This is a genomic window from Pseudomonas sp. J380 (assembly GCF_009827115.1).
Lineage (GTDB): Bacteria > Pseudomonadota > Gammaproteobacteria > Pseudomonadales > Pseudomonadaceae > Aquipseudomonas > Aquipseudomonas paracarnis.
This window is the reverse complement of sequence record NZ_CP043060.1, coordinates 453,822-471,060: the sequence shown is the minus strand read 5'-3', so window position 1 is coordinate 471,060 and position 17,239 is coordinate 453,822. Positions and strand designations below refer to the sequence as shown.

The window sequence follows — 17,239 nt, the reverse complement described above, 5'->3', positions numbered from 1 at the left end:
TCAGCATTCCAATGTGTAAATTGCAGGGAGCCTTCTTAATGCGCGTCATTCTCTTCAGCAGCCAAACCTACGACCGCGAGAGTTTCCTCGGCGAACCGCTGCCGGCTGGCCTGGAACTGCAATTCCAACCCGCCCGCCTCAACCTCGAGACCGTGGCCCTGGCCGAACACCACGAGGTGGTCTGCGCCTTTATCAACGACGACCTCAGCGCCCCCGTGCTGGAGCAACTGGCCAAGGGCGGCACACGCCTGATTGCCCTGCGCTCGGCGGGCTACAACCATGTCGACTTACCCGCCGCCCAGCGCCTGGGCCTGACCATCGTGCGCGTACCCGCCTATTCGCCCCACGCGGTGGCCGAGCACGCCGTCGCCCTGATCCTGGCCCTCAACCGTCGCCTGCACCGTGCCTACAACCGTACCCGCGACGGTGATTTCAGCCTGCACGGGCTGACCGGCTTTGATCTGGTCGGCAAAACGGTCGGCGTGGTCGGCACCGGTCAGATCGGCGCGACCTTCGCCAAGATCATGACCGGCTTCGGCTGCCAGTTGCTGGCCTACGATCCCTTCCCCAACCCACAGGTGCAGGACCTCGGGGCCCGCTACGTGAGCCTGCCTGAACTGTTGGCCGAGGCACAAATCATCAGCCTGCACTGCCCGCTGACCGCCGACAGCAAACACCTGATCAATGCCCGCTCGCTCGCGCAGATGCAAACCGGTGCGATGCTGATCAACACCGGGCGTGGTGGCCTGGTCGATACGCCGGCACTGATCGAAGCGCTCAAGCTGGGACAGTTGGGCTATCTGGGGTTGGACGTCTACGAAGAAGAAGCCCAATTGTTTTTCGAGGACCGCTCGGACCTGCCCCTGCAGGATGACGTGCTCGCCCGCCTGCTGACCTTCCCCAACGTGATCATCACCGCGCACCAGGCCTTCCTCACCCGTGAGGCCCTGGCGGCGATTGCCGGCACCACGCTGGCCAACATTGCCGCGTGGGCCGATGGCCGCGCCCAGAACCTGGTCGAGGGATGATCAGCGGTCACATACCAGGCTCATGATAGGCCGGCACCCGTGATAGGATGCCGCGCCTATTTGGAGGATCCATGGCCGAACACGATTTCCGCTTCAGCTTGCTGAGCCCGCAACACACCCTGATCGAATGCCGTGCCCTGGTGCCGGGCCGTTACCAGGTCACCGGCAACGGTGGTTCGATCAAACATGGCGACGTCCTGATCGTCAGCCTGCGCGGCAGTAAAACCCTGTCGATGCGACTCACCGTCGAAGGTGACGCACGCTACTCCATCCGCCCGGCGGGCCAGTGGGTCGCCATGGCCCAAGGGCCGAAGTTCGGCGAACTCGAGATCCACACCTGGAAGGTCAATTGCGACAGCTGCGACGCCGTGCTGGAGTTTGAATTCGCGGTAGAAACCAAGCTGACCAAGGCACCGCTGCAACCGGCCGCCAACGCGCGTATCAAAGAACTGGGCTGGGCCAGCGAAGGCGATAAGCACCGTTGCCCGAAATGCCAGCAGGCCGCGCAATGAAAGGCCGGCTGCTGCTCGCCGCAATCGGCCTGGGCCTGGCAGGCTGCGCCGCCGATGGCGCCAAGCTGGAGCGCGACCACAGCTACGTCGTGGAATGGATCGGTGAGCGGCCGTTGATGGACTACGCGCACCTTACCGTCACCCTGGGCGCCGATGGCCGCGCCTATGGCAATGGCGGCTGTAACCACTGGTTTGCGCCGTACACGGTCGAAGGCGACAAGCTCAGCTTCGGCCCGGTCGGCAGCACTCGAAAAATGTGCGCCGAGGCCCTGATGGAGCAAGAGCATCGCTTCTTCCAGGCCCTGCAAGGCGTGCAGCGCTGGGACATCTCGCCGCTCGAGCAGACGCGGTTCTGGCCGGCCGAAGGCAAGCCGATCCGTTTGTGGCTCGAAGAAGGCTGACCTAGGCGCACTCTCCTGTATTAACGCGTTGTCCTCGGGCTCTGTGGGAGCTGGCTTGCCTGCGATGCGGACGACGCGGCGTATCAGGTACACCGCAGCGATGCCATCGCAGCATAGGTATCTACACAACTTTGTGGGTTGTAACAGCAGACGGTAACCACGATGCGAAGCGAGTCGCTCTTGATCTTGATCTGCTTTTGATCTTGATCTCAGGCGCCCCGTCAAACCACGCTGGCCGGAATTCGACAGGGATTTGGGGGGTAAACCGGCAGGGATGCCGGTTTAGCCACCCCGCGCCATGGATGGCGCGTGGCGGCGGCCCCCCAAATCACTGGCGGATTACGGGCACACCGAGCATAAGCGAGGTGCCGAGTGGTGGGGCAAGAGCGTTTTGCTTACTTTTGTCTGGGCCGGCATTCCGGCTTTTCAAAAGTGAGCCGCTGTCAGAGCGGAACCATCGGTGGCCGTTACCTAAATAATGGATATGTACTCGGTCAAATCCAATATCCCGGTCGGCTGGCAGGCCGCCTTCGCAGGCAAGCCAGCTCCCACATTTGGATCACCGTGCCTCAGTTAGATCAGCGTCGGCTGTCAAGCCGTCACGGGAGCAAGCTCCCTCGCCACAGGTCCAGCGTCACTCCAAAATTGTGTAGATACCCATGGCCATCGCAGACAAGCCAGCTCCCATAGTTCTAGCCTTTCAGGGCCTTGAGCTTGGCCAACACCCCTTCCGCTGTCTGCTCACCCATCAACTGCTCACGCACCTTGCCCTTGTCGTCGATGATGTAGGTCACCGGCAAGGCCTCACTGCGCGGAATCTCGAAGATCCCGTCCGGGTTCTGGGCCAGTACCGTGAACTTGATCCCCAGCTTGTCGCTGGCGGCCTTCAGTTCCTCACCCTGCACATTGTCGAAGTTGACGCCGAACACCCCGACATTCTGGCCTTTCAACTGTTCTGCCAGGGCATTGAGCTCGGGGATTTCCGTGCGGCACGGGCCACACCATTCGGCCCAGTAGTTGACCACCAGCCACTGTTTGTCCAGGCGTTCGGCCGCCACTTTCTGGCCGTATTGGTCAACGCCGTAATCGTTACCGCAGCCGCTGAGCAGCAGGGTTGTGATGATCGCCAATGCACCGATCAGTCGCCTTGTCATGGGGTATTCCTTCGCAAAAATGAACGTTGGCTGCGGCCTATCGCCTCTTACGGTTTAAGGACAGGCGCCAGCGCAGGTAGAATACCCGCCACCTTACGCAAGATGCGACCCGCACATGACCGATCTGACGCTTTATCACAACCCGCGCTGCTCGAAATCCCGCGGTGCGCTGGAACTGCTGGAAGCCCACGGCCTCACCCCGACCGTCGTGCGCTACCTGGAAACCCCGCTGGATGCCGCGCAAATCGAGGCCCTGCTGAAAAAACTGGGGATCAGCGCACGCCAACTGCTGCGCACCGGCGAAGACGAATACAAAACCCTGAACCTGGCCGACGCCAGCCTCAGCGACACCCAACTGATCGCCGCCATCGCAGCCCATCCCAAGCTGATGGAACGCCCGATCCTGAAAACCGCCGACAAAGCCATCATTGGCCGCCCGCCCGAGAACGTGCTGGAGATCCTGCCGTGACTACGCCCTATGTGCTGGTGTTGTATTACAGCCGCAACGGCTCGGTGAGCGAGATGGCCCGACAGATTGCCCGCGGTATCGAGCAAGGCGGCATGGAAGCGCGGTTGCGCACCGTGCCGGCGATTTCCACCGAGTGCGAAGCGGTGGCGCCGAGCATTCCCGACGAGGGCGCGCTGTATGCCAGCCTGGACGACCTGAAGCACTGCTCGGGCCTGGCTCTGGGAAGCCCGACCCGGTTCGGCAACATGGCCGCGCCGCTCAAGTACTTCCTCGATGGCACCAGCAACCTGTGGCTCACCGGCGCTCTGGTCGGCAAGCCGGCCGGCGTGTTCACCTCCACCGCCAGCCTGCATGGCGGCCAGGAAACCACGCTGATGTCGATGCTGCTGCCGCTGCTGCACCACGGCATGCTGATCACCGGCCTGCCCTACAGCGAGCAGGCGCTGCTCGACACCCAGGGCGGCGGCACGCCGTATGGCGCCAGCCACCATTCCGGGCCAGACGGCAAGCGTATGCTCGATCAACATGAAATCACCTTGTGCCGGGCCTTGGGCCTGCGCCTGGCCAAGACCGCCACGCTGTTGGAGAACGGCCGTGGCCAGGAAGCCTAAGGTCCTGCCGCCACGGGAGTGGCTGGAGCCACGGGTCAAGGTGGCACGCGCGCTAAGCCTGCTGGCGTTCTTGGGCCTGGTGGGCTTGTTGTGCGTGTACTACCTGTTGGTCGCCGACCTGCATGGGGCGCGCCCGTGGGTCATCCTGCTGATCGAGCTGGTGCCGCTGCTGATACTTGCGCCAGGCATGCTGATGGGCAGCGCACGCGGGCATTCGTGGATGTGCTTTGTGGTGAACCTGTATTTCATCAAGGGCGCACTGGCTGCGTATGACCCGAACCGCCAGTGGTTTGGTGTGCTGGAAATGCTGGCGAGCCTGGCGGTGTTTTGCACGGCGTTACTGTACGTGCGTTGGCGGCATCAATTGAACCGGCGACTGGCCGATTGACTGATCGTGACTGATCGTTCCCACGCTCCGCGTGGGAATGCATCCTGTGACGCTCCGCGTCACCCTTGCACGAGGCCTGGGACGCAGAGCGTCCTGAGCAGCATTCCCACGCGGAGCGTAGGAACGATCAGCAGCGTGGGAACGATCAGTATCAATGGTTGACGGTATAGGCCAACATCATCGACAGCTGACACATCGGCCGCCCACTCTCGGCATGCCACTGGTTGAAGGCACCCTGTACTGTCGCCAAATCGCGCAGGCTGGTCGGCGCCTTGTCGACGATCTTCTGCGCATTCAACGCTGCCACCACGTCATCGCTCGGTACAAAGGTGTCCTTGCCGACCATGCGCAGGAAGCGAGGCGCCGACAGGCCGCCCAACTGGTGGCCGTGCTTGCTCAGGTACTTCCAGAGCCCGACGATATCGGTCACCGGCCAATCAGCGATAAACGCGCCGAAGCTGCCTTTCTCCTGCTCGATATCCAGGATCATCTGCGCGTTGCGCGGCACACTCTTGAGCTTGCCCAGGTGGCGGATGATGCGGGTGTCCTGCATCAGCCGTTCCAGGTGTTCGGCCCCCATCAGCACGACTTTTTCCGGGTCGAAACCGAAGAACACCTGCTCGAACGCCGGCCATTTGGCATCGACCACGCTGTGCTTCAAACCGGCGCGGAACACCCGCAGCGCCAAGGTCGACAGGTAACGGTCATCCGTTATCTTGCGCAATTGCGCCGGGGTCTTGGGCACCGGCAGATGGGCTTCCAACTTGGCCGCCGAACCGAAGCGGTTCAGACAATATTCGTGCAGCCACTTGTAATCGCGCATGCCCTCTCCTGTCAGTCGAATTGAAAACGGCGCCCGCAAGCGCCGTGTACTAGAGCCTCGGGAAGACTCAGAGGTTCACTACATTGACGAAACGCGATGCGGCGGTCTCATCGATTTTCAAGCTGGTGAAGTCGAACAGGTTGCGGTCGGCCAATTGCGACGGGATCACGTTTTGCAGGCTGCGGAAGATACTTTCGGTACGCCCAGGGGTCTTGCGCTCCCAGTCCACCAGCATCTCCTTGACCACCTGGCGCTGCAGGTTTTCCTGGGAGCCGCACAGGTTGCACGGGATGATCGGGAATTGCTTGAAATCGGAGTAAGCCTGGATGTCCTTCTCGTTGCAATACGCCAGCGGGCGGATCACTACGTTGCGCCCATCATCGGCACGCAGCTTGGGCGGCATGGCCTTGAGCGAGCCGTTGAAGAACATATTGAGGAAGAAGGTTTCGACGATGTCATCGCGGTGATGACCCAGGGCCATCTTGGTCGCGCCGATCTCATCGGCAAAGGTATAGAGCGTGCCACGGCGCAGGCGCGAACACAGCGAGCAGGTGGTCTTGCCTTCCGGGATCAATTCCTTGACCACCGAGTAGGTGTCTTTCTCGACGATGTGGTACTCGACGCCCAGTTCTTTCAGATAGGCCGGCAGCACATGCTCAGGGAAACCGGGTTGCTTCTGGTCCATGTTGACCGCCACGATCTCGAACTTTATTGGCGCGACCTTTTGCAGGTGCAGCAACACGTCGAGCATGGTGTAGCTGTCTTTGCCGCCGGAGAGGCAGACCATGACCTTGTCGCCTTCCTCGATCATGTTGAAATCGGCGACCGCTTCACCGGCCAGGCGACGCAGGCGTTTTTGCAGTTTGTTCTGGTTGACTGTAAGAGTGCCCATGGCGCTTGGATCCGCAAAGGTGTGTGACGAAAAGCGCAGCATTTTACCGGTAAGACTGGCGCAGATCCAATGTGGAAGCTGGCTTGCCTGCGATAGCGGTGTGCCAGTCAACATCTCTGTTCCTGACAGGCCGCCATCGCAGGCAAGCCAGCTCCCACACTGGATCCCATAAATCCTGACAGACCACACCGCGATTAGCCCTCCTGTTTACAGCGCAATTTGCTCTAAAGGCCCTACGGTTATTCCGGTCATCCCTTTCTATACTGCGACTTGAGGTCGCACATCTATCCAGACCTTTCAGGCCATTTGGCCCGTGGGCGCTCCGATGGGGGGCGATGGTAATAACGACAGGAGTGACTGGCATGATCCATCACGTCGTGGGGCTGTTTACCCATCCCGACCAGGAATGGCGGGAAATCCGTGGCGATAAAGAAGAAAGCATCAGCCACATGTACCTCACTCATACCCTGATTCTCGCGGCGATCCCCGCCATTTCCGCCTTTATTGGCACCACTCAGGTCGGCTGGGTCATCGGCAACCGCGCCCCGGTGATGCTGACCCAGGAAAGCGCGCTGTGGATGACCCTCATGTCCTACGCGGCCATGCTGTGCGGCGTGGCGGTGATGGGCGCGTTCATTCACTGGATGGCCCGCACCTACGACGCCAGCCCAAGCATGGCCCGCTGCGTGGCATTTGCCACTTACACCGCCACACCCTTGTTTATCGGCGGGCTGGCGGCGCTCTACCCGCATATGTGGTTGGGCATGGTCGTGGGCACGGCGGCGATCTGCTATACGGTGTATCTGCTGTATGTGGGGCTGCCAACCTTCATGAGTATCGACCCGGATGAAGGCTTCCTGTTTTCCAGCTCGGTATTGGCCGTCGGCCTGGTGGTGCTGGTAGCGATCATGGCCTTTACCGTGATTGTCTGGGGCCTGGGCGTCGGGCCGATCTACACCAGTTGAACGAAAAACCCCGCAGGCAAGGCCACCGCAAGGTGGCTTTGTGCGTTATGCATGACCATTCGGCGCCTGACAGATTCGGAAACACCCAGCTTTGCGGCATACTGGGCGTCTCTGGAGATATGTACAGCATGCCCGAGCAACTCAATACCCGCGTCGAAGATTGTTTCCTGCAAGCCGAATCCTTTTTCAAACGAAGCTTCAAACGCCCCCAGGTCAGCCTCAAGCTGCGGGGCCAGAAAGCCGGTGTCGCGCATTTGCACGAGAACCTGCTGCGCTTCAATCCTCAGTTGTACCGTGAAAACAGCCAACACTTTCTCAAGCAAACCGTGGCCCACGAAGTGGCGCACCTGATTGCCCACCAATTGTTTGGCGAGCGTATCCAGCCCCATGGCGAGGAGTGGCAGTTGATCATGCGCGGGGTTTACGAGCTGCCGCCCGACCGTTGCCATACCTACGAGGTCAAGCGCCGGCAAGTGACTCGCTATATTTACCGCTGCCCGTGTGCGGACAGTGATTTTCCGTTTTCACCGCAGCGCCATGGGCTGGTGAACCAGGGGCGGCGGTATTTGTGTCGGCGGTGTCGGCAGACGCTGGTGTTCACCGGGGAAACTCGGGTGGAATGAGGGCCTCTTCGCAGGCAAGCCAGCTCCCACATTTGGATCTGTGAACACAATCCCAAATGTGGGAGCTGGCTTGCCTGCGAAAGCGTCGGCTCAGTCAACCTACAACCTTGGCCTGCCGCAATTGCTCTATCCGCTCAATACCGAACCCCAACTCCGCCAGCACCTCATCACTGTGCGCCCCCACCGCCACTCCAATATGCCTGGGCGCCGGCAACCCCCCGGAGAATTTCAGCGGGCAGGCCAATTGCGCTTGTGTCGAGCCATCACCCCGGGGCACCTGGCTGACCAGCTCCCGCGCCTTCAACTGGGGATGCTCCACCGCTTCGCTCAAACTCAACACCGGCTCAACACAGGCATCCACTCCGGCAAACAACTCACACAACTGGTCAAAACTGCGCTTCTCGAACTCCACCTGCAACGCCTGCTTGAGCACGCCCTGCCGTTCGGGCGTCACACTGTGTGCCGCCAGTTCCGGGCGCCCCAAGGCCGCGCACAGCTGCTGCATAAAACCCGGCTCCAGACTGCCCACCGACATCCAGCGCCCATCGCGCGTGCGGTAATAGTCATAGAAACTCCCGCCATTGAGCACATGGTTCTCCCACCCAGGCTCGACCCCGCAAGCCAGGTAACCGGCCCCAGCCATGGCGTTCAGGCTGAACGAGCAATCGGTCATGCTCACATCCAGGTATTGCCCCACCCCGCTCTGCTGCCGGGCAATTACCGCCGCCAGCAAGCCCACCACGGCGTGCAGCGAACCACCCGCCACATCCGCCAGTTGTACGCCCAGGGGCAACGGGCCGGTGTCCTGGCGCCCGGTATGGCTGGCGACGCCGGCCAACGCCAGGTAGTTGATATCGTGCCCGGCGCGGTCCTTATAGGGGCCGGTCTGGCCGTAGCCGGTGATCGACACATAGATCAGCCGCGGGTTGATCGCCTTCAGCGCCTCATAGCCCAGGCCCAGGCGCGCCATGACACCGGGGCGGAACTGCTCGAGCAGGATGTCATGGCCCTTGATCAACTCACGCACAATCTCCAGCGCCTCGGCCTGCTTGAGGTCCAGGGCCAGGCTACGCTTGTTGCGATTGAGGTAGGCGTGGCTGGCCGAGGTGCCACGATCATGGGGCGGCAACACACGCAACAGGTCCATCCGCGTGGGCGATTCGATACGCAGCACCTCGGCGCCCATGTCCGCCAGCATCAGGGAGGCAAACGGGCCGGGCAGCAAGGTGGAAAAATCCAGCACTTTAAGGGACGCCAAGGGACCTGACATGGGGACTCCAGTTGGGTTGCGAATACCCACAGACTAGGCAGCCTGGCGCCTGCCGGCAATCGTCAGAACGATCAACCACAGTGACCGTTTTGATCACGGCGGGCTTTTTCGCGGCGGCGGCTTTATCATTGGCCGACGTTTGTTGGCAGAGTCTTCCATGAAGTTCGCGATTGCACTGTATAGCGCCGCCCACGCGCCCTCCTCGCGCCGCGCCCTGTTGTTCGCACAGGCGGCGTTGGCCGGCGGGCATGAGATTGTGCGGATGTTTTTTTATCAGGATGGCGTGTACAGCGCGTCCAGTAACATCGTTGCGCCCCAGGACGAGCCAGACATTGCGCGCCAATGGCGCGAGTTCGTCAGCCAGCACCAGCTCGACGGTGTGGTGTGCATCGCCGCCGCCTTGCGCCGTGGTGTGCTGAATGCCGAAGAGGCTACGCGCTATCAACGCAGCGCCGTGAATCTGGAGGCACCCTGGGCGTTATCGGGCCTTGGGCAGTTGCATGACGCGATCCAGGACGCCGACCGCCTGATCTGTTTTGGAGGGCCGTGACATGCCCAGATCCTTGTTGGTGATCAGCCGCCAGGCCCCGTGGTCCGGGCCGAGTGCGCGGGAAGCACTGGATATCGTGCTGGCCGGTGGCGCGTTCGATCTGCCCATTGGCCTGTTGTTCCTGGATGACGGTGTGTTCCAACTGGCGCCGAACCAAGCGGCCAAGGCCGTGCAACAGAAAGACCTGAGTGCCAACCTGCAGGCCCTGGGCCTGTTCGGCATTGATGACGTGTTCGCGTGCAGCCATAGTCTTTCCGCACGCGGGTTGCCGCCACCCGCCAACGCACAGGTGCTCGACAGCCAAGCCATTTCCCAACTGATTGACCGTTACGACCAGGTGATTACCCTCTGATGTCGACTCTACATGTGGTGTCTCATTCCCCGTTTACCGACAGCCGCCTCGATAGCTGCCTGCGCATCTGTGGCGCCGAGGACGCAATCCTGCTGTGCGGCGACGGAGCCTACGGCCTGCACACGCCCGCCCTGCAAACCAAAGGCGTAAAGGTGTTTGTGCTGGCCGAAGACATGCAGGCGCGCAACCTGCCGCTGCCCGACTGGGCTGACAGCGTCGATTACCCAGGCTTCGTGCAACTGTCGATCGACTACGACAAGGTCAACACCTGGCTATGAACACCTTGACCGTCGGCGCACACACCCTGGAACTGGATAAGGACGGCTATCTCGTCGACCTCAACGACTGGTCCGATGAAGTGGCGAATGCCCTGGCCGCTGCCGAAGCCTTGGAGCTGACCCCGGCACACTGGGAAATCCTCACCCTGCTGCGCCAGTTCTACACCGAGTTCCAGCTGTCCCCCGCCACGCGCCCGCTGATCAAGTACACCGCCTTGAAGCTGGGCCCGGAAAAGGGCAACAGCCTGCACCTCAACAAACTGTTCAACGGCACTCCCGCCAAACTCGCCGCCAAGCTGGCGGGCCTGCCCAGGCCGACGAATTGCTTATGACCGACTTTGCCCCCCTGACTCTCGTAACGCCCCAAGAGCATCCCTTTGCGCAGTTCGTGCGCATCCTCGGCAAAGGCAAGCGTGGCGCGCGCAACCTCACCCGCGAGGAAGCGCGGGAAGCCATGGGCATGCTGCTCGACGAAAAAGTCGAGGACACCCAGCTCGGCGCCTTCCTGATGCTGCTGCGCCACAAGGAAGAAAGCCCGGAAGAACTCGCCGGTTTCACCGAAGCCGTACGTGAGCGCCTGCACGCGCCAGCGCTGAACGTCGATATCGACTGGCCGACCTATGCCGGTAAAAAGCGCCACCTGCCGTGGTTCCTGCTGGCAGCCAAATGCCTGGCACAGAACGGCGTGCGCATCCTGATGCACGGCGGCGGCGCCCACACTGCGGGGCGCTTGTACACCGAGCAATTGCTGGACGGCTTGCAGATCCCGCTGTGCCGCGATTGGCAACAGGTCGAGAGCGCCTTTGCCCACGGCAACCTGGCATTTATCCCGTTGGGTGATTGGGCGCCACAGCTGCAACGCATGATCGATCTGCGCAACACCTTGGGCCTGCGTTCGCCTATCCATTCGCTGGCGCGCCTGCTCAACCCGCTGAATGCGCGCTGTGGCCTGCAAAGCATTTTCCACCCCGGTTACCAGGGCGTGCATCGTGATGCCAGTGGCTTGCTGGGTGACAACGTGATTGTGGTCAAGGGCGACGGCGGCGAGATCGAGATCAACCCCGACACCCTCAGTCACCTGTATGGCACCACCGACGGCCAGAGCTGGGACGAAGAGTGGCCCGCCCTTTCCGTCCAGCGCCACGTCAAGCCAGCAACGCTTGAGCCCGAGCACCTAAAAGCACTGTGGCGCGGCGACGTTGAGGACAGCTACCCGCAACTGGCGTTGATCGCCACCATGGCGTTGGCCCTGCGCGGCCTTGGTCACCCGCGGCAGCAGGCGTTCGAGTTGGCCCAGCAGTACTGGGACGCACGGGATAAATCGATTTAATCGATCATTCACGCCGGTTCTTTGCGCTTTTAGTTCGAACTCATCCCTTTAGACTGGGCTCCAACGCTTATCAGCCAAGGAGCCAGTCATGGGTTTATTGATCGAAGGACAGTGGAAAGACCAGTGGTACGAAAGTAGCGCCGATGGCGCTTTCCAACGGGAACAGGCACAACGCCGCAACTGGGTGACCGCCGATGGCGGGCCAGGCCCGAGTGGTGAAGGCGGCTTCAAGGCCGAGGCCGGTCGCTATCACCTCTATGTATCCCTCGCCTGCCCGTGGGCGCACCGCACCTTGATCCTGCGCAAGCTCAAGGGCCTGGAAAGCCTGATCGACGTCTCGGTGGTCAGTTGGCTGATGCTGGAAAACGGCTGGACCTTCGACAAGGCCCACGGCTCCAGCGGCGACAAACTGGACGGTTTCAACTTCATGCACCAACGCTACACCGCCGATACCGCCGACTATACCGGGCGCGTGACCGTGCCGGTGCTGTGGGACAAAAAGCTCAAGCGCATCGTCAGCAATGAATCGGCGGAGATCATCCGCATGTTCAACAGTGCGTTCAATGCGCTGACCGGCAATACCCTGGATTTCTACCCCCAAGCCCTGCATTCGACCATCGACAGCCTCAACGAACGCATCTACCCCGCCGTGAACAACGGCGTGTACCGCGCAGGCTTCGCCACCTCACAACAGGCGTATGAAAGTGCGTTTGATGATGTGTTTGCCGAGCTGGATCATTTGGAACAGCACCTGGGCAGCCATCGTTATCTGGCCGGCGAGTACCTGACCGAAGCCGATGTGCGGCTGTTCACCACGCTGATTCGTTTTGATGCGGTGTACTACAGCCACTTCAAATGCAACCTGCGGCGGATTGCCGATTACTCGAATTTGTCGAACTGGCTGCGGGAGATATATCAGTGGCCAGGCGTGGCCGAGACGGTGGATTTCGAGCATATCAAGGGGCATTACTATGCCAGCCATCGCACGATCAACCCGACGGGGATTGTGCCGAAGGGGCCGTTGCAGGGGTTTGATACGAAGCATGATCGGGTGCGGCTGCCGGGTAAAGGTGTCTTTGGCTGATAACTCTTGTGGCGAGGGAGCTTGCTCCCGCTGGGCTGCGTAGCGGCCCCAAAATTTTGGGAGCGCTTCGCACTCCAACGGGAGCAAGCTCCCTCGCCACAAGAGCCGGTTCAGACTTGAGACTGAGCGCCCTCGAACCACTTGAGCTTCTCACGCAACACCACCACCTCACCCACGATCACCAATGTCGGCGCATGCACTTCATGCTCCGCCACCATGCGCGGCAGGTCGGCCAGGGTGCCGGTGAACACGCGCTGGTTGGACGTGGTGCCCTGCTGGATCAGCGCCGCTGGGGTGTCCGACGCGCGTCCGTGCTTGATCAACTGCTCGCAAATGATCGGCAAGCCAATCAAGCCCATGTAGAACACCAGGGTCTGTGAGGGGCCGACCAGGTCTTGCCAAGGCAAGTCCGAGGTACCGTTCTTCAAGTGCCCGGTAATAAAACGTACAGATTGGGCATAGTCGCGATGAGTCAGCGGAATCCCGGCATAGGCCGCGCAACCACTGGCTGCCGTAATACCCGGCACCACCTGGAACGGAATGCCGTGGGCCGCCAACTCTTCGATCTCTTCGCCACCACGACCAAAGATGAACGGGTCCCCCCCCTTGAGGCGCAGCACGCGCTTGCCTTGCTTGGCCAGGTCTACCAGTTGCTGGTTGATCTGGTCCTGGGGCACCGCGTGATCGGCGCGACGCTTGCCGACGTACACGCGCTCGGCATCACGACGGCACAGTTCCAAAATCGCCGGCGCAACCAAACGGTCGTACAGCACCACGTCGGCTTGCTGCATCAGGCGCAATGCGCGGAAGGTCAGCAAATCCGGGTCGCCTGGGCCCGCACCCACCAGGTACACCTCTCCGGGCGCGTAAGGCGGCGCGCCGTTGACCTTTTCGATCAACAGGCGCTCGGCCTCCTCGCCCTGCCCGGCCAACTGGCGGTCGGCAATCGGGCCCTGGAACACTTCTTCCCAGAACGCCCGGCGTTGCTGCACATCCGGGTACAAACCTTTGACCTGAGCCCGAAAACGCGCGGCCAGCCCAGCCAATTGACCGTAGGTCGAGGGAATCCAGGTTTCCAGCTTGGCGCGAATCAGCCGTGCCAGTACCGGCGCGTCACCGCCGCTGGAGACGGCAATCACCAAGGGTGAACGGTCGACAATTGCCGGGAAGATCACGCTGCACAACGCTGGCGCGTCCACCACATTGACCGGCACGCAGCGACGCTTGGCATCACTGGATACTTGCGCATTCAGTGGCTCATCGTCGGTGGCTGCGATAATCAGGGTGCAACCGTCCAGGTCGGCCTCCTGATAACCGCGCAACATCAGTTCCCCGCCACTGCCCAGCACCAGCTCACGCAGCTGGCTTTCGATCTGGGGAGCAACCACCCGCAACACCGCGCCGGCGTTGGCCAGCAGCCGGGATTTGCGCAAGGCAATCTCCCCACCACCGACGACCAACACACGACTGCCGCGCAGGTTATGAAACAGCGGCAGAAATTCCATTTAGCGGATGACCTCAACGCCCGCCATGTACGGCTTGAGCACCTCAGGTACACGGATCGAACCGTCCGCCTGCTGGTAGTTTTCCAGCACGGCCACCAGGGTACGGCCTACGGCCAGGCCCGAACCGTTGAGGGTGTGCACCAGCTCCGGCTTGCCGGTTTCCGGGTTGCGGAAACGCGCCTGCATGCGACGGGCCTGGAAGTCACCGCAGTTGGAGCACGACGAAATCTCGCGGTATTTGTCCTGGCTCGGCACCCACACTTCCAGGTCGTAGGTTTTCACGGCGCTGAAGCCCATGTCGCCCGTGCACAGGGCCAGTACGCGGTAAGGCAGCTCCAGCAGCTGCAGCACGCGCTCGGCGTTGGCAGTCAGGCCTTCCAGGGCCTCCATGGAGGTCGACGGCTCTACTACCTGGACCATTTCAACCTTGTCGAACTGATGCTGGCGGATCATGCCACGGGTGTCGCGACCCGAGGCGCCGGCTTCGCTACGGAAGCACGGGCTGTGAGCAACCAGCTTCAACGGCAGTTGCTTGGCGTCGAGGATTTCGCCGGCGACGATATTGGTCAGCGACACTTCGGCGGTCGGGATCAGGTACAGGTCGGCTTCGCCGTCGCGGCTGATCTTGAACAGGTCTTCTTCGAATTTCGGCAGTTGGCTGGTGCCCATCAACGCCGGCGCCTGAACCAGGTACGGGGTGTAGGCCTCTTCATAACCGTGCTCGCCGGTGTGCAGGTTGATCATGAACTGCGCCAGTGCACGGTGCATGCGCGCAATCGGGCCGCGCAACAAGGCAAAGCGTGCGCCGGACATTTTTGCCGCGGTTTCAAAATCCAGGCCACCGGTCAATTCGCCCAGGGCGACGTGGTCCTTGATCTCGAAATCGAAGGCTTTCGGCGTGCCCCAGCGGCGCACTTCGACGTTGCCTTCTTCATCTTCGCCGACCGGCACAGATTCGTGGGGCAGGTTCGGAATGCCCAGCAGGATCGAATCCAATTGGGTCTGAATGCCTTCCAGCTCGATTTTGCCATCGGACAGCTCAGTGCCCATGCGCTCGACATCCGCCATCAACGGCGCGATGTCTTCACCGCGCTGCTTGGCCTGGCCGATGGACTTGGAGCGCGCATTACGTTCAGCCTGCAGTGCTTCGGTGCGGGTCTGGACGGTCTTGCGCTGTTCTTCCAGCGCTTCGATGCGCGCAACATCCAAGGCAAAGCCACGGGATGCCAGGCGGTCCGCTACGTCCTGAAGGTTGCTACGTAACAGTTTGGAATCGAGCATGTCGGTCTCTCGTTATCAAAGTTTGGTCAAGGACAGGCCAGCCCAGGTGGCGAGCAGCCCGCCGAATACGCTGATGGCCGCATAGCCAATCGCCAGCGGCACTTGCCCGCTTTCCAGCAGGCGCACGGTATCCAGTGAAAAGGATGAAAAAGTCGTCAGGCCGCCAAGAAAGCCAACCATCAGGCCGGCACGTACCTCGACAGGCACTTCCGGGCGTAACAAAAACAGGCCGTATAACACGCCGATCAACAGGCAGCCCACGATATTAACGGCGAGCGTCGCCGTATAGAAGTGTTTCGGCCAATTGGCGTTGATCCAATTGCCGGTGGCGAAGCGCAGCAGTGTACCGGCGATACCTCCCGCCGAGACGGCGACCACTAAAGGAATCATGTTTTTCTCCGCTGCCTGGGGCTCAGACGGTCGAGGGTGGCCAGGTGGTTGAGCTTCTCACCGATCTTCAGCTCCAGGCCACGGGGCACTGGCTGGTAGAACGGCTGCGGCTCCAGCTCATCGGGGAAGTAGTCTTCGCCGGCCGCGTAGGCGTCCGGCTCATCGTGGGCATAACGGTATTCGTCGCCATACCCCAGCTGCTTCATCAGCTTGGTCGGCGCGTTGCGCAGGTGCAGCGGCACTTCGAGGGAACCATGCTCGGCGGCCGCACGCAGGGCCGACTTGAAGCCCATGTACACTGCGTTGCTTTTGGGCGCGCAGGCCAGGTAAGTGATGGCCTGGGCGACCGCCAACTCGCCTTCCGGACTGCCGAGGCGCTCCTGCACCTCCCAGGCGGCCAGGCACAGGCTCAGGGCCCGCGGGTCGGCATTGCCGATGTCTTCGCTGGCCATGCGCACCACACGACGCGCCAGGTACAGCGGGTCGCAACCGCCATCGATCATGCGCGCAAACCAATACAGCGCGCCATCAGGGTTGGAACCGCGTACGGATTTGTGCAGCGCGGAAATCTGGTCGTAGAAGGCTTCGCCGCCCTTGTCGAAACGCCGGCGTGTGTCACCGAGCAAGCTTTGCAACAGGTCGACGCCAATCTCGCCGCCGTCTTCGGCCAGGTCGGAAGCATTCTCCAGCAAGTTGAGAAAGCGGCGCCCGTCGCCATCGGCGGCGGTCAGCAAAATCTTGAAACCTTCATCGCTGAGGCTCAGCTGGCGCTTGCCCAGCCCCTTGTCTTCGCTCAAGGCTCGGTGCAGCAGCTTTCGCATCGCCGCTTCATCCAGGCTCTTGAGCACATAGACCCGCGCCCGTGACAACAAGGCGTTGTTCAATTCAAAGGAAGGGTTTTCGGTGGTGGCGCCGATAAAGATCAGCGTACCGTCCTCGACATAAGGCAGGAACGCATCCTGCTGCGACTTGTTGAAGCGATGCACTTCGTCGACGAACAGGATAGTGCGCTTGCCGTATTGCCCGGCCTGCTGCTTGGCGACTTCCACCGCCTGGCGGATCTCCTTGACCCCGGCGAGCACCGCCGAGACCGTTTCAAAGTGCGCATCCGAGACCTTCGCCAGCAACCGCGCCAGGGTGGTCTTGCCCACGCCCGGCGGCCCCCAGAAAATCATCGAATGCAGCGCACCCTGCTCCAGGGCTTCGCGCAAGGGCTTGCCCCGAGCGAGCAGGTGTTCCTGACCGACGTACTCATCCAGGTTGGTCGAACGCAAGCGCGCGGCCAACGGCTGGGCAATCGGGTCACTTCGAAACAGATCCATGGGCAGCGTTT

22 protein-coding genes are annotated in these 17,239 nt (G+C 61.5%); 14 read left to right on the top strand and 8 right to left on the bottom strand.

Features of this window, described 5'->3' with window-relative positions:
• Positions 1 to 38: 38 nt before the first annotated feature.
• The 3 genes from FXO12_RS02385 (at position 39) to FXO12_RS02375 (ending at position 1,941) form a co-directional block, all read left to right on the top strand.
• On the top strand, positions 39 to 1,028 hold the full coding sequence (locus FXO12_RS02385; RefSeq protein ID WP_054917246.1) for a 2-hydroxyacid dehydrogenase: 990 nt from the start codon (positions 39 to 41) through the stop codon (positions 1,026 to 1,028).
• 71 nt (positions 1,029 to 1,099) lie between these two features.
• Entirely contained in the window at positions 1,100 to 1,540 is a 441-nt protein-coding gene (locus FXO12_RS02380; RefSeq protein WP_003192054.1) for a hypothetical protein, read from the top strand.
• A complete protein-coding gene (locus FXO12_RS02375) occupies positions 1,537 to 1,941 on the top strand; it encodes an META domain-containing protein (protein ID WP_054898286.1) in 405 nt (134 codons plus the stop codon). The genes FXO12_RS02380 and FXO12_RS02375 overlap by 4 nt, the downstream gene beginning before the upstream one ends.
• A 692-nt stretch (positions 1,942 to 2,633) precedes the next feature.
• Here FXO12_RS02375 and FXO12_RS02370 read toward each other — a convergent pair.
• On the bottom strand, positions 2,634 to 3,095 hold the full coding sequence (locus FXO12_RS02370; RefSeq protein WP_003192057.1) for a TlpA disulfide reductase family protein: 462 nt from the start codon (positions 3,093 to 3,095) through the stop codon (positions 2,634 to 2,636).
• Positions 3,096 to 3,210: 115 nt separating this feature from the next.
• Here FXO12_RS02370 and arsC point away from each other — a divergent pair, with 115 nt between their 5' ends.
• Genes arsC through FXO12_RS02355 form a run of 3 tightly spaced genes read left to right on the top strand, consistent with a single transcriptional unit; the run spans position 3,211 to position 4,563 of the window.
• Positions 3,211 to 3,564, top strand: coding sequence for an arsenate reductase (glutaredoxin) (arsC, locus tag FXO12_RS02365; protein ID WP_057974902.1), 354 nt, complete (start codon positions 3,211 to 3,213; stop codon positions 3,562 to 3,564).
• Positions 3,561 to 4,175, top strand: coding sequence for an NAD(P)H:quinone oxidoreductase (wrbA, locus tag FXO12_RS02360; RefSeq protein WP_014718885.1), 615 nt, complete (start codon positions 3,561 to 3,563; stop codon positions 4,173 to 4,175). Before arsC ends, wrbA begins: the two co-directional genes overlap by 4 nt.
• Positions 4,159 to 4,563: a DUF2069 domain-containing protein gene (locus FXO12_RS02355; protein WP_034127866.1), complete on the top strand. Its 405-nt coding sequence runs from the start codon at positions 4,159 to 4,161 to the stop codon at positions 4,561 to 4,563. The genes wrbA and FXO12_RS02355 overlap by 17 nt, the downstream gene beginning before the upstream one ends.
• Positions 4,564 to 4,714: 151 nt before the next feature.
• On the opposite strand, the gene FXO12_RS02350 is transcribed toward FXO12_RS02355, so the two are convergent.
• Positions 4,715 to 5,386 carry a DNA-3-methyladenine glycosylase I gene (locus FXO12_RS02350; protein WP_034127867.1) on the bottom strand — a complete coding sequence of 224 codons (672 nt, stop codon included), beginning with the start codon at positions 5,384 to 5,386 and terminating at the stop codon, positions 4,715 to 4,717.
• Positions 5,387 to 5,453: 67 nt separating this feature from the next.
• Positions 5,454 to 6,278: a tRNA 2-thiocytidine(32) synthetase TtcA gene (gene ttcA / locus FXO12_RS02345; RefSeq protein WP_054917314.1), complete on the bottom strand. Its 825-nt coding sequence runs from the start codon at positions 6,276 to 6,278 to the stop codon at positions 5,454 to 5,456.
• Positions 6,279 to 6,640: 362 nt separating this feature from the next.
• Between ttcA and FXO12_RS02340 the strand changes: the two genes are divergently transcribed.
• Both FXO12_RS02340 and FXO12_RS02335 read left to right on the top strand, forming a co-directional pair.
• Positions 6,641 to 7,243 (top strand): Yip1 family protein, encoded by a 603-nt coding sequence (locus FXO12_RS02340; protein ID WP_014718889.1) that lies wholly within the window; start codon positions 6,641 to 6,643, stop codon positions 7,241 to 7,243.
• Between the two features lie 128 nt (positions 7,244 to 7,371).
• On the top strand, positions 7,372 to 7,866 hold the full coding sequence (locus FXO12_RS02335; protein ID WP_003192067.1) for a SprT family zinc-dependent metalloprotease: 495 nt from the start codon (positions 7,372 to 7,374) through the stop codon (positions 7,864 to 7,866).
• A gap of 94 nt (positions 7,867 to 7,960) precedes the next feature.
• Here FXO12_RS02335 and FXO12_RS02330 read toward each other — a convergent pair whose 3' ends face one another.
• Entirely contained in the window at positions 7,961 to 9,136 is a 1,176-nt protein-coding gene (locus FXO12_RS02330) for a CaiB/BaiF CoA-transferase family protein (protein ID WP_057974903.1), read from the bottom strand.
• 157 nt (positions 9,137 to 9,293) lie between these two features.
• On the opposite strand from FXO12_RS02330, the gene tusD reads away from it, so the two are divergent.
• From tusD to FXO12_RS02300, 6 genes are all read left to right on the top strand, one after another.
• Complete coding sequence (gene tusD / locus FXO12_RS02325; protein ID WP_160049514.1) at positions 9,294 to 9,686, top strand: sulfurtransferase complex subunit TusD; 393 nt, start codon at positions 9,294 to 9,296, stop codon at positions 9,684 to 9,686.
• Position 9,687: 1 nt separating this feature from the next.
• Positions 9,688 to 10,038, top strand: a complete 351-nt coding sequence (gene tusC / locus FXO12_RS02320; protein WP_054898292.1) for a sulfurtransferase complex subunit TusC — start codon at positions 9,688 to 9,690, stop codon at positions 10,036 to 10,038.
• Positions 10,038 to 10,316, top strand: a complete 279-nt coding sequence (tusB, locus tag FXO12_RS02315) for a sulfurtransferase complex subunit TusB (protein WP_054898293.1) — start codon at positions 10,038 to 10,040, stop codon at positions 10,314 to 10,316. The genes tusC and tusB overlap by 1 nt, the downstream gene beginning before the upstream one ends.
• The gene (locus FXO12_RS02310; RefSeq protein WP_034127872.1) at positions 10,313 to 10,648 is read left to right on the top strand and encodes a TusE/DsrC/DsvC family sulfur relay protein; all 336 of its coding nucleotides are present in this window, start codon (positions 10,313 to 10,315) and stop codon (positions 10,646 to 10,648) included. Before tusB ends, FXO12_RS02310 begins: the two co-directional genes overlap by 4 nt.
• Positions 10,645 to 11,646, top strand: a complete 1,002-nt coding sequence (locus FXO12_RS02305) for a glycosyl transferase family protein (RefSeq protein ID WP_057974904.1) — start codon at positions 10,645 to 10,647, stop codon at positions 11,644 to 11,646. The genes FXO12_RS02310 and FXO12_RS02305 overlap by 4 nt, the downstream gene beginning before the upstream one ends.
• 88 nt (positions 11,647 to 11,734) lie before the next feature.
• Positions 11,735 to 12,730 carry a glutathione S-transferase family protein gene (locus FXO12_RS02300; RefSeq protein WP_057974905.1) on the top strand — a complete coding sequence of 332 codons (996 nt, stop codon included), beginning with the start codon at positions 11,735 to 11,737 and terminating at the stop codon, positions 12,728 to 12,730.
• Between the two features lie 110 nt (positions 12,731 to 12,840).
• Here FXO12_RS02300 and cysG read toward each other — a convergent pair whose 3' ends face one another.
• From cysG to FXO12_RS02280, 4 genes are read right to left on the bottom strand one after another with little or no spacing between them, the layout of a single operon-like run.
• The gene (gene cysG, locus FXO12_RS02295) at positions 12,841 to 14,235 is read right to left on the bottom strand and encodes a siroheme synthase CysG (RefSeq protein WP_057974906.1); all 1,395 of its coding nucleotides are present in this window, start codon (positions 14,233 to 14,235) and stop codon (positions 12,841 to 12,843) included.
• Complete coding sequence (gene serS, locus FXO12_RS02290) at positions 14,236 to 15,516, bottom strand: serine--tRNA ligase (protein ID WP_034127876.1); 1,281 nt, start codon at positions 15,514 to 15,516, stop codon at positions 14,236 to 14,238.
• Positions 15,517 to 15,531: 15 nt separating this feature from the next.
• On the bottom strand, positions 15,532 to 15,906 hold the full coding sequence (crcB, locus tag FXO12_RS02285; RefSeq protein ID WP_003192080.1) for a fluoride efflux transporter CrcB: 375 nt from the start codon (positions 15,904 to 15,906) through the stop codon (positions 15,532 to 15,534).
• Positions 15,903 to 17,228: a replication-associated recombination protein A gene (locus FXO12_RS02280; RefSeq protein ID WP_034127878.1), complete on the bottom strand. Its 1,326-nt coding sequence runs from the start codon at positions 17,226 to 17,228 to the stop codon at positions 15,903 to 15,905. The genes crcB and FXO12_RS02280 overlap by 4 nt, the downstream gene beginning before the upstream one ends.
• Between the last annotated feature and the right edge of the window lie 11 nt (positions 17,229 to 17,239).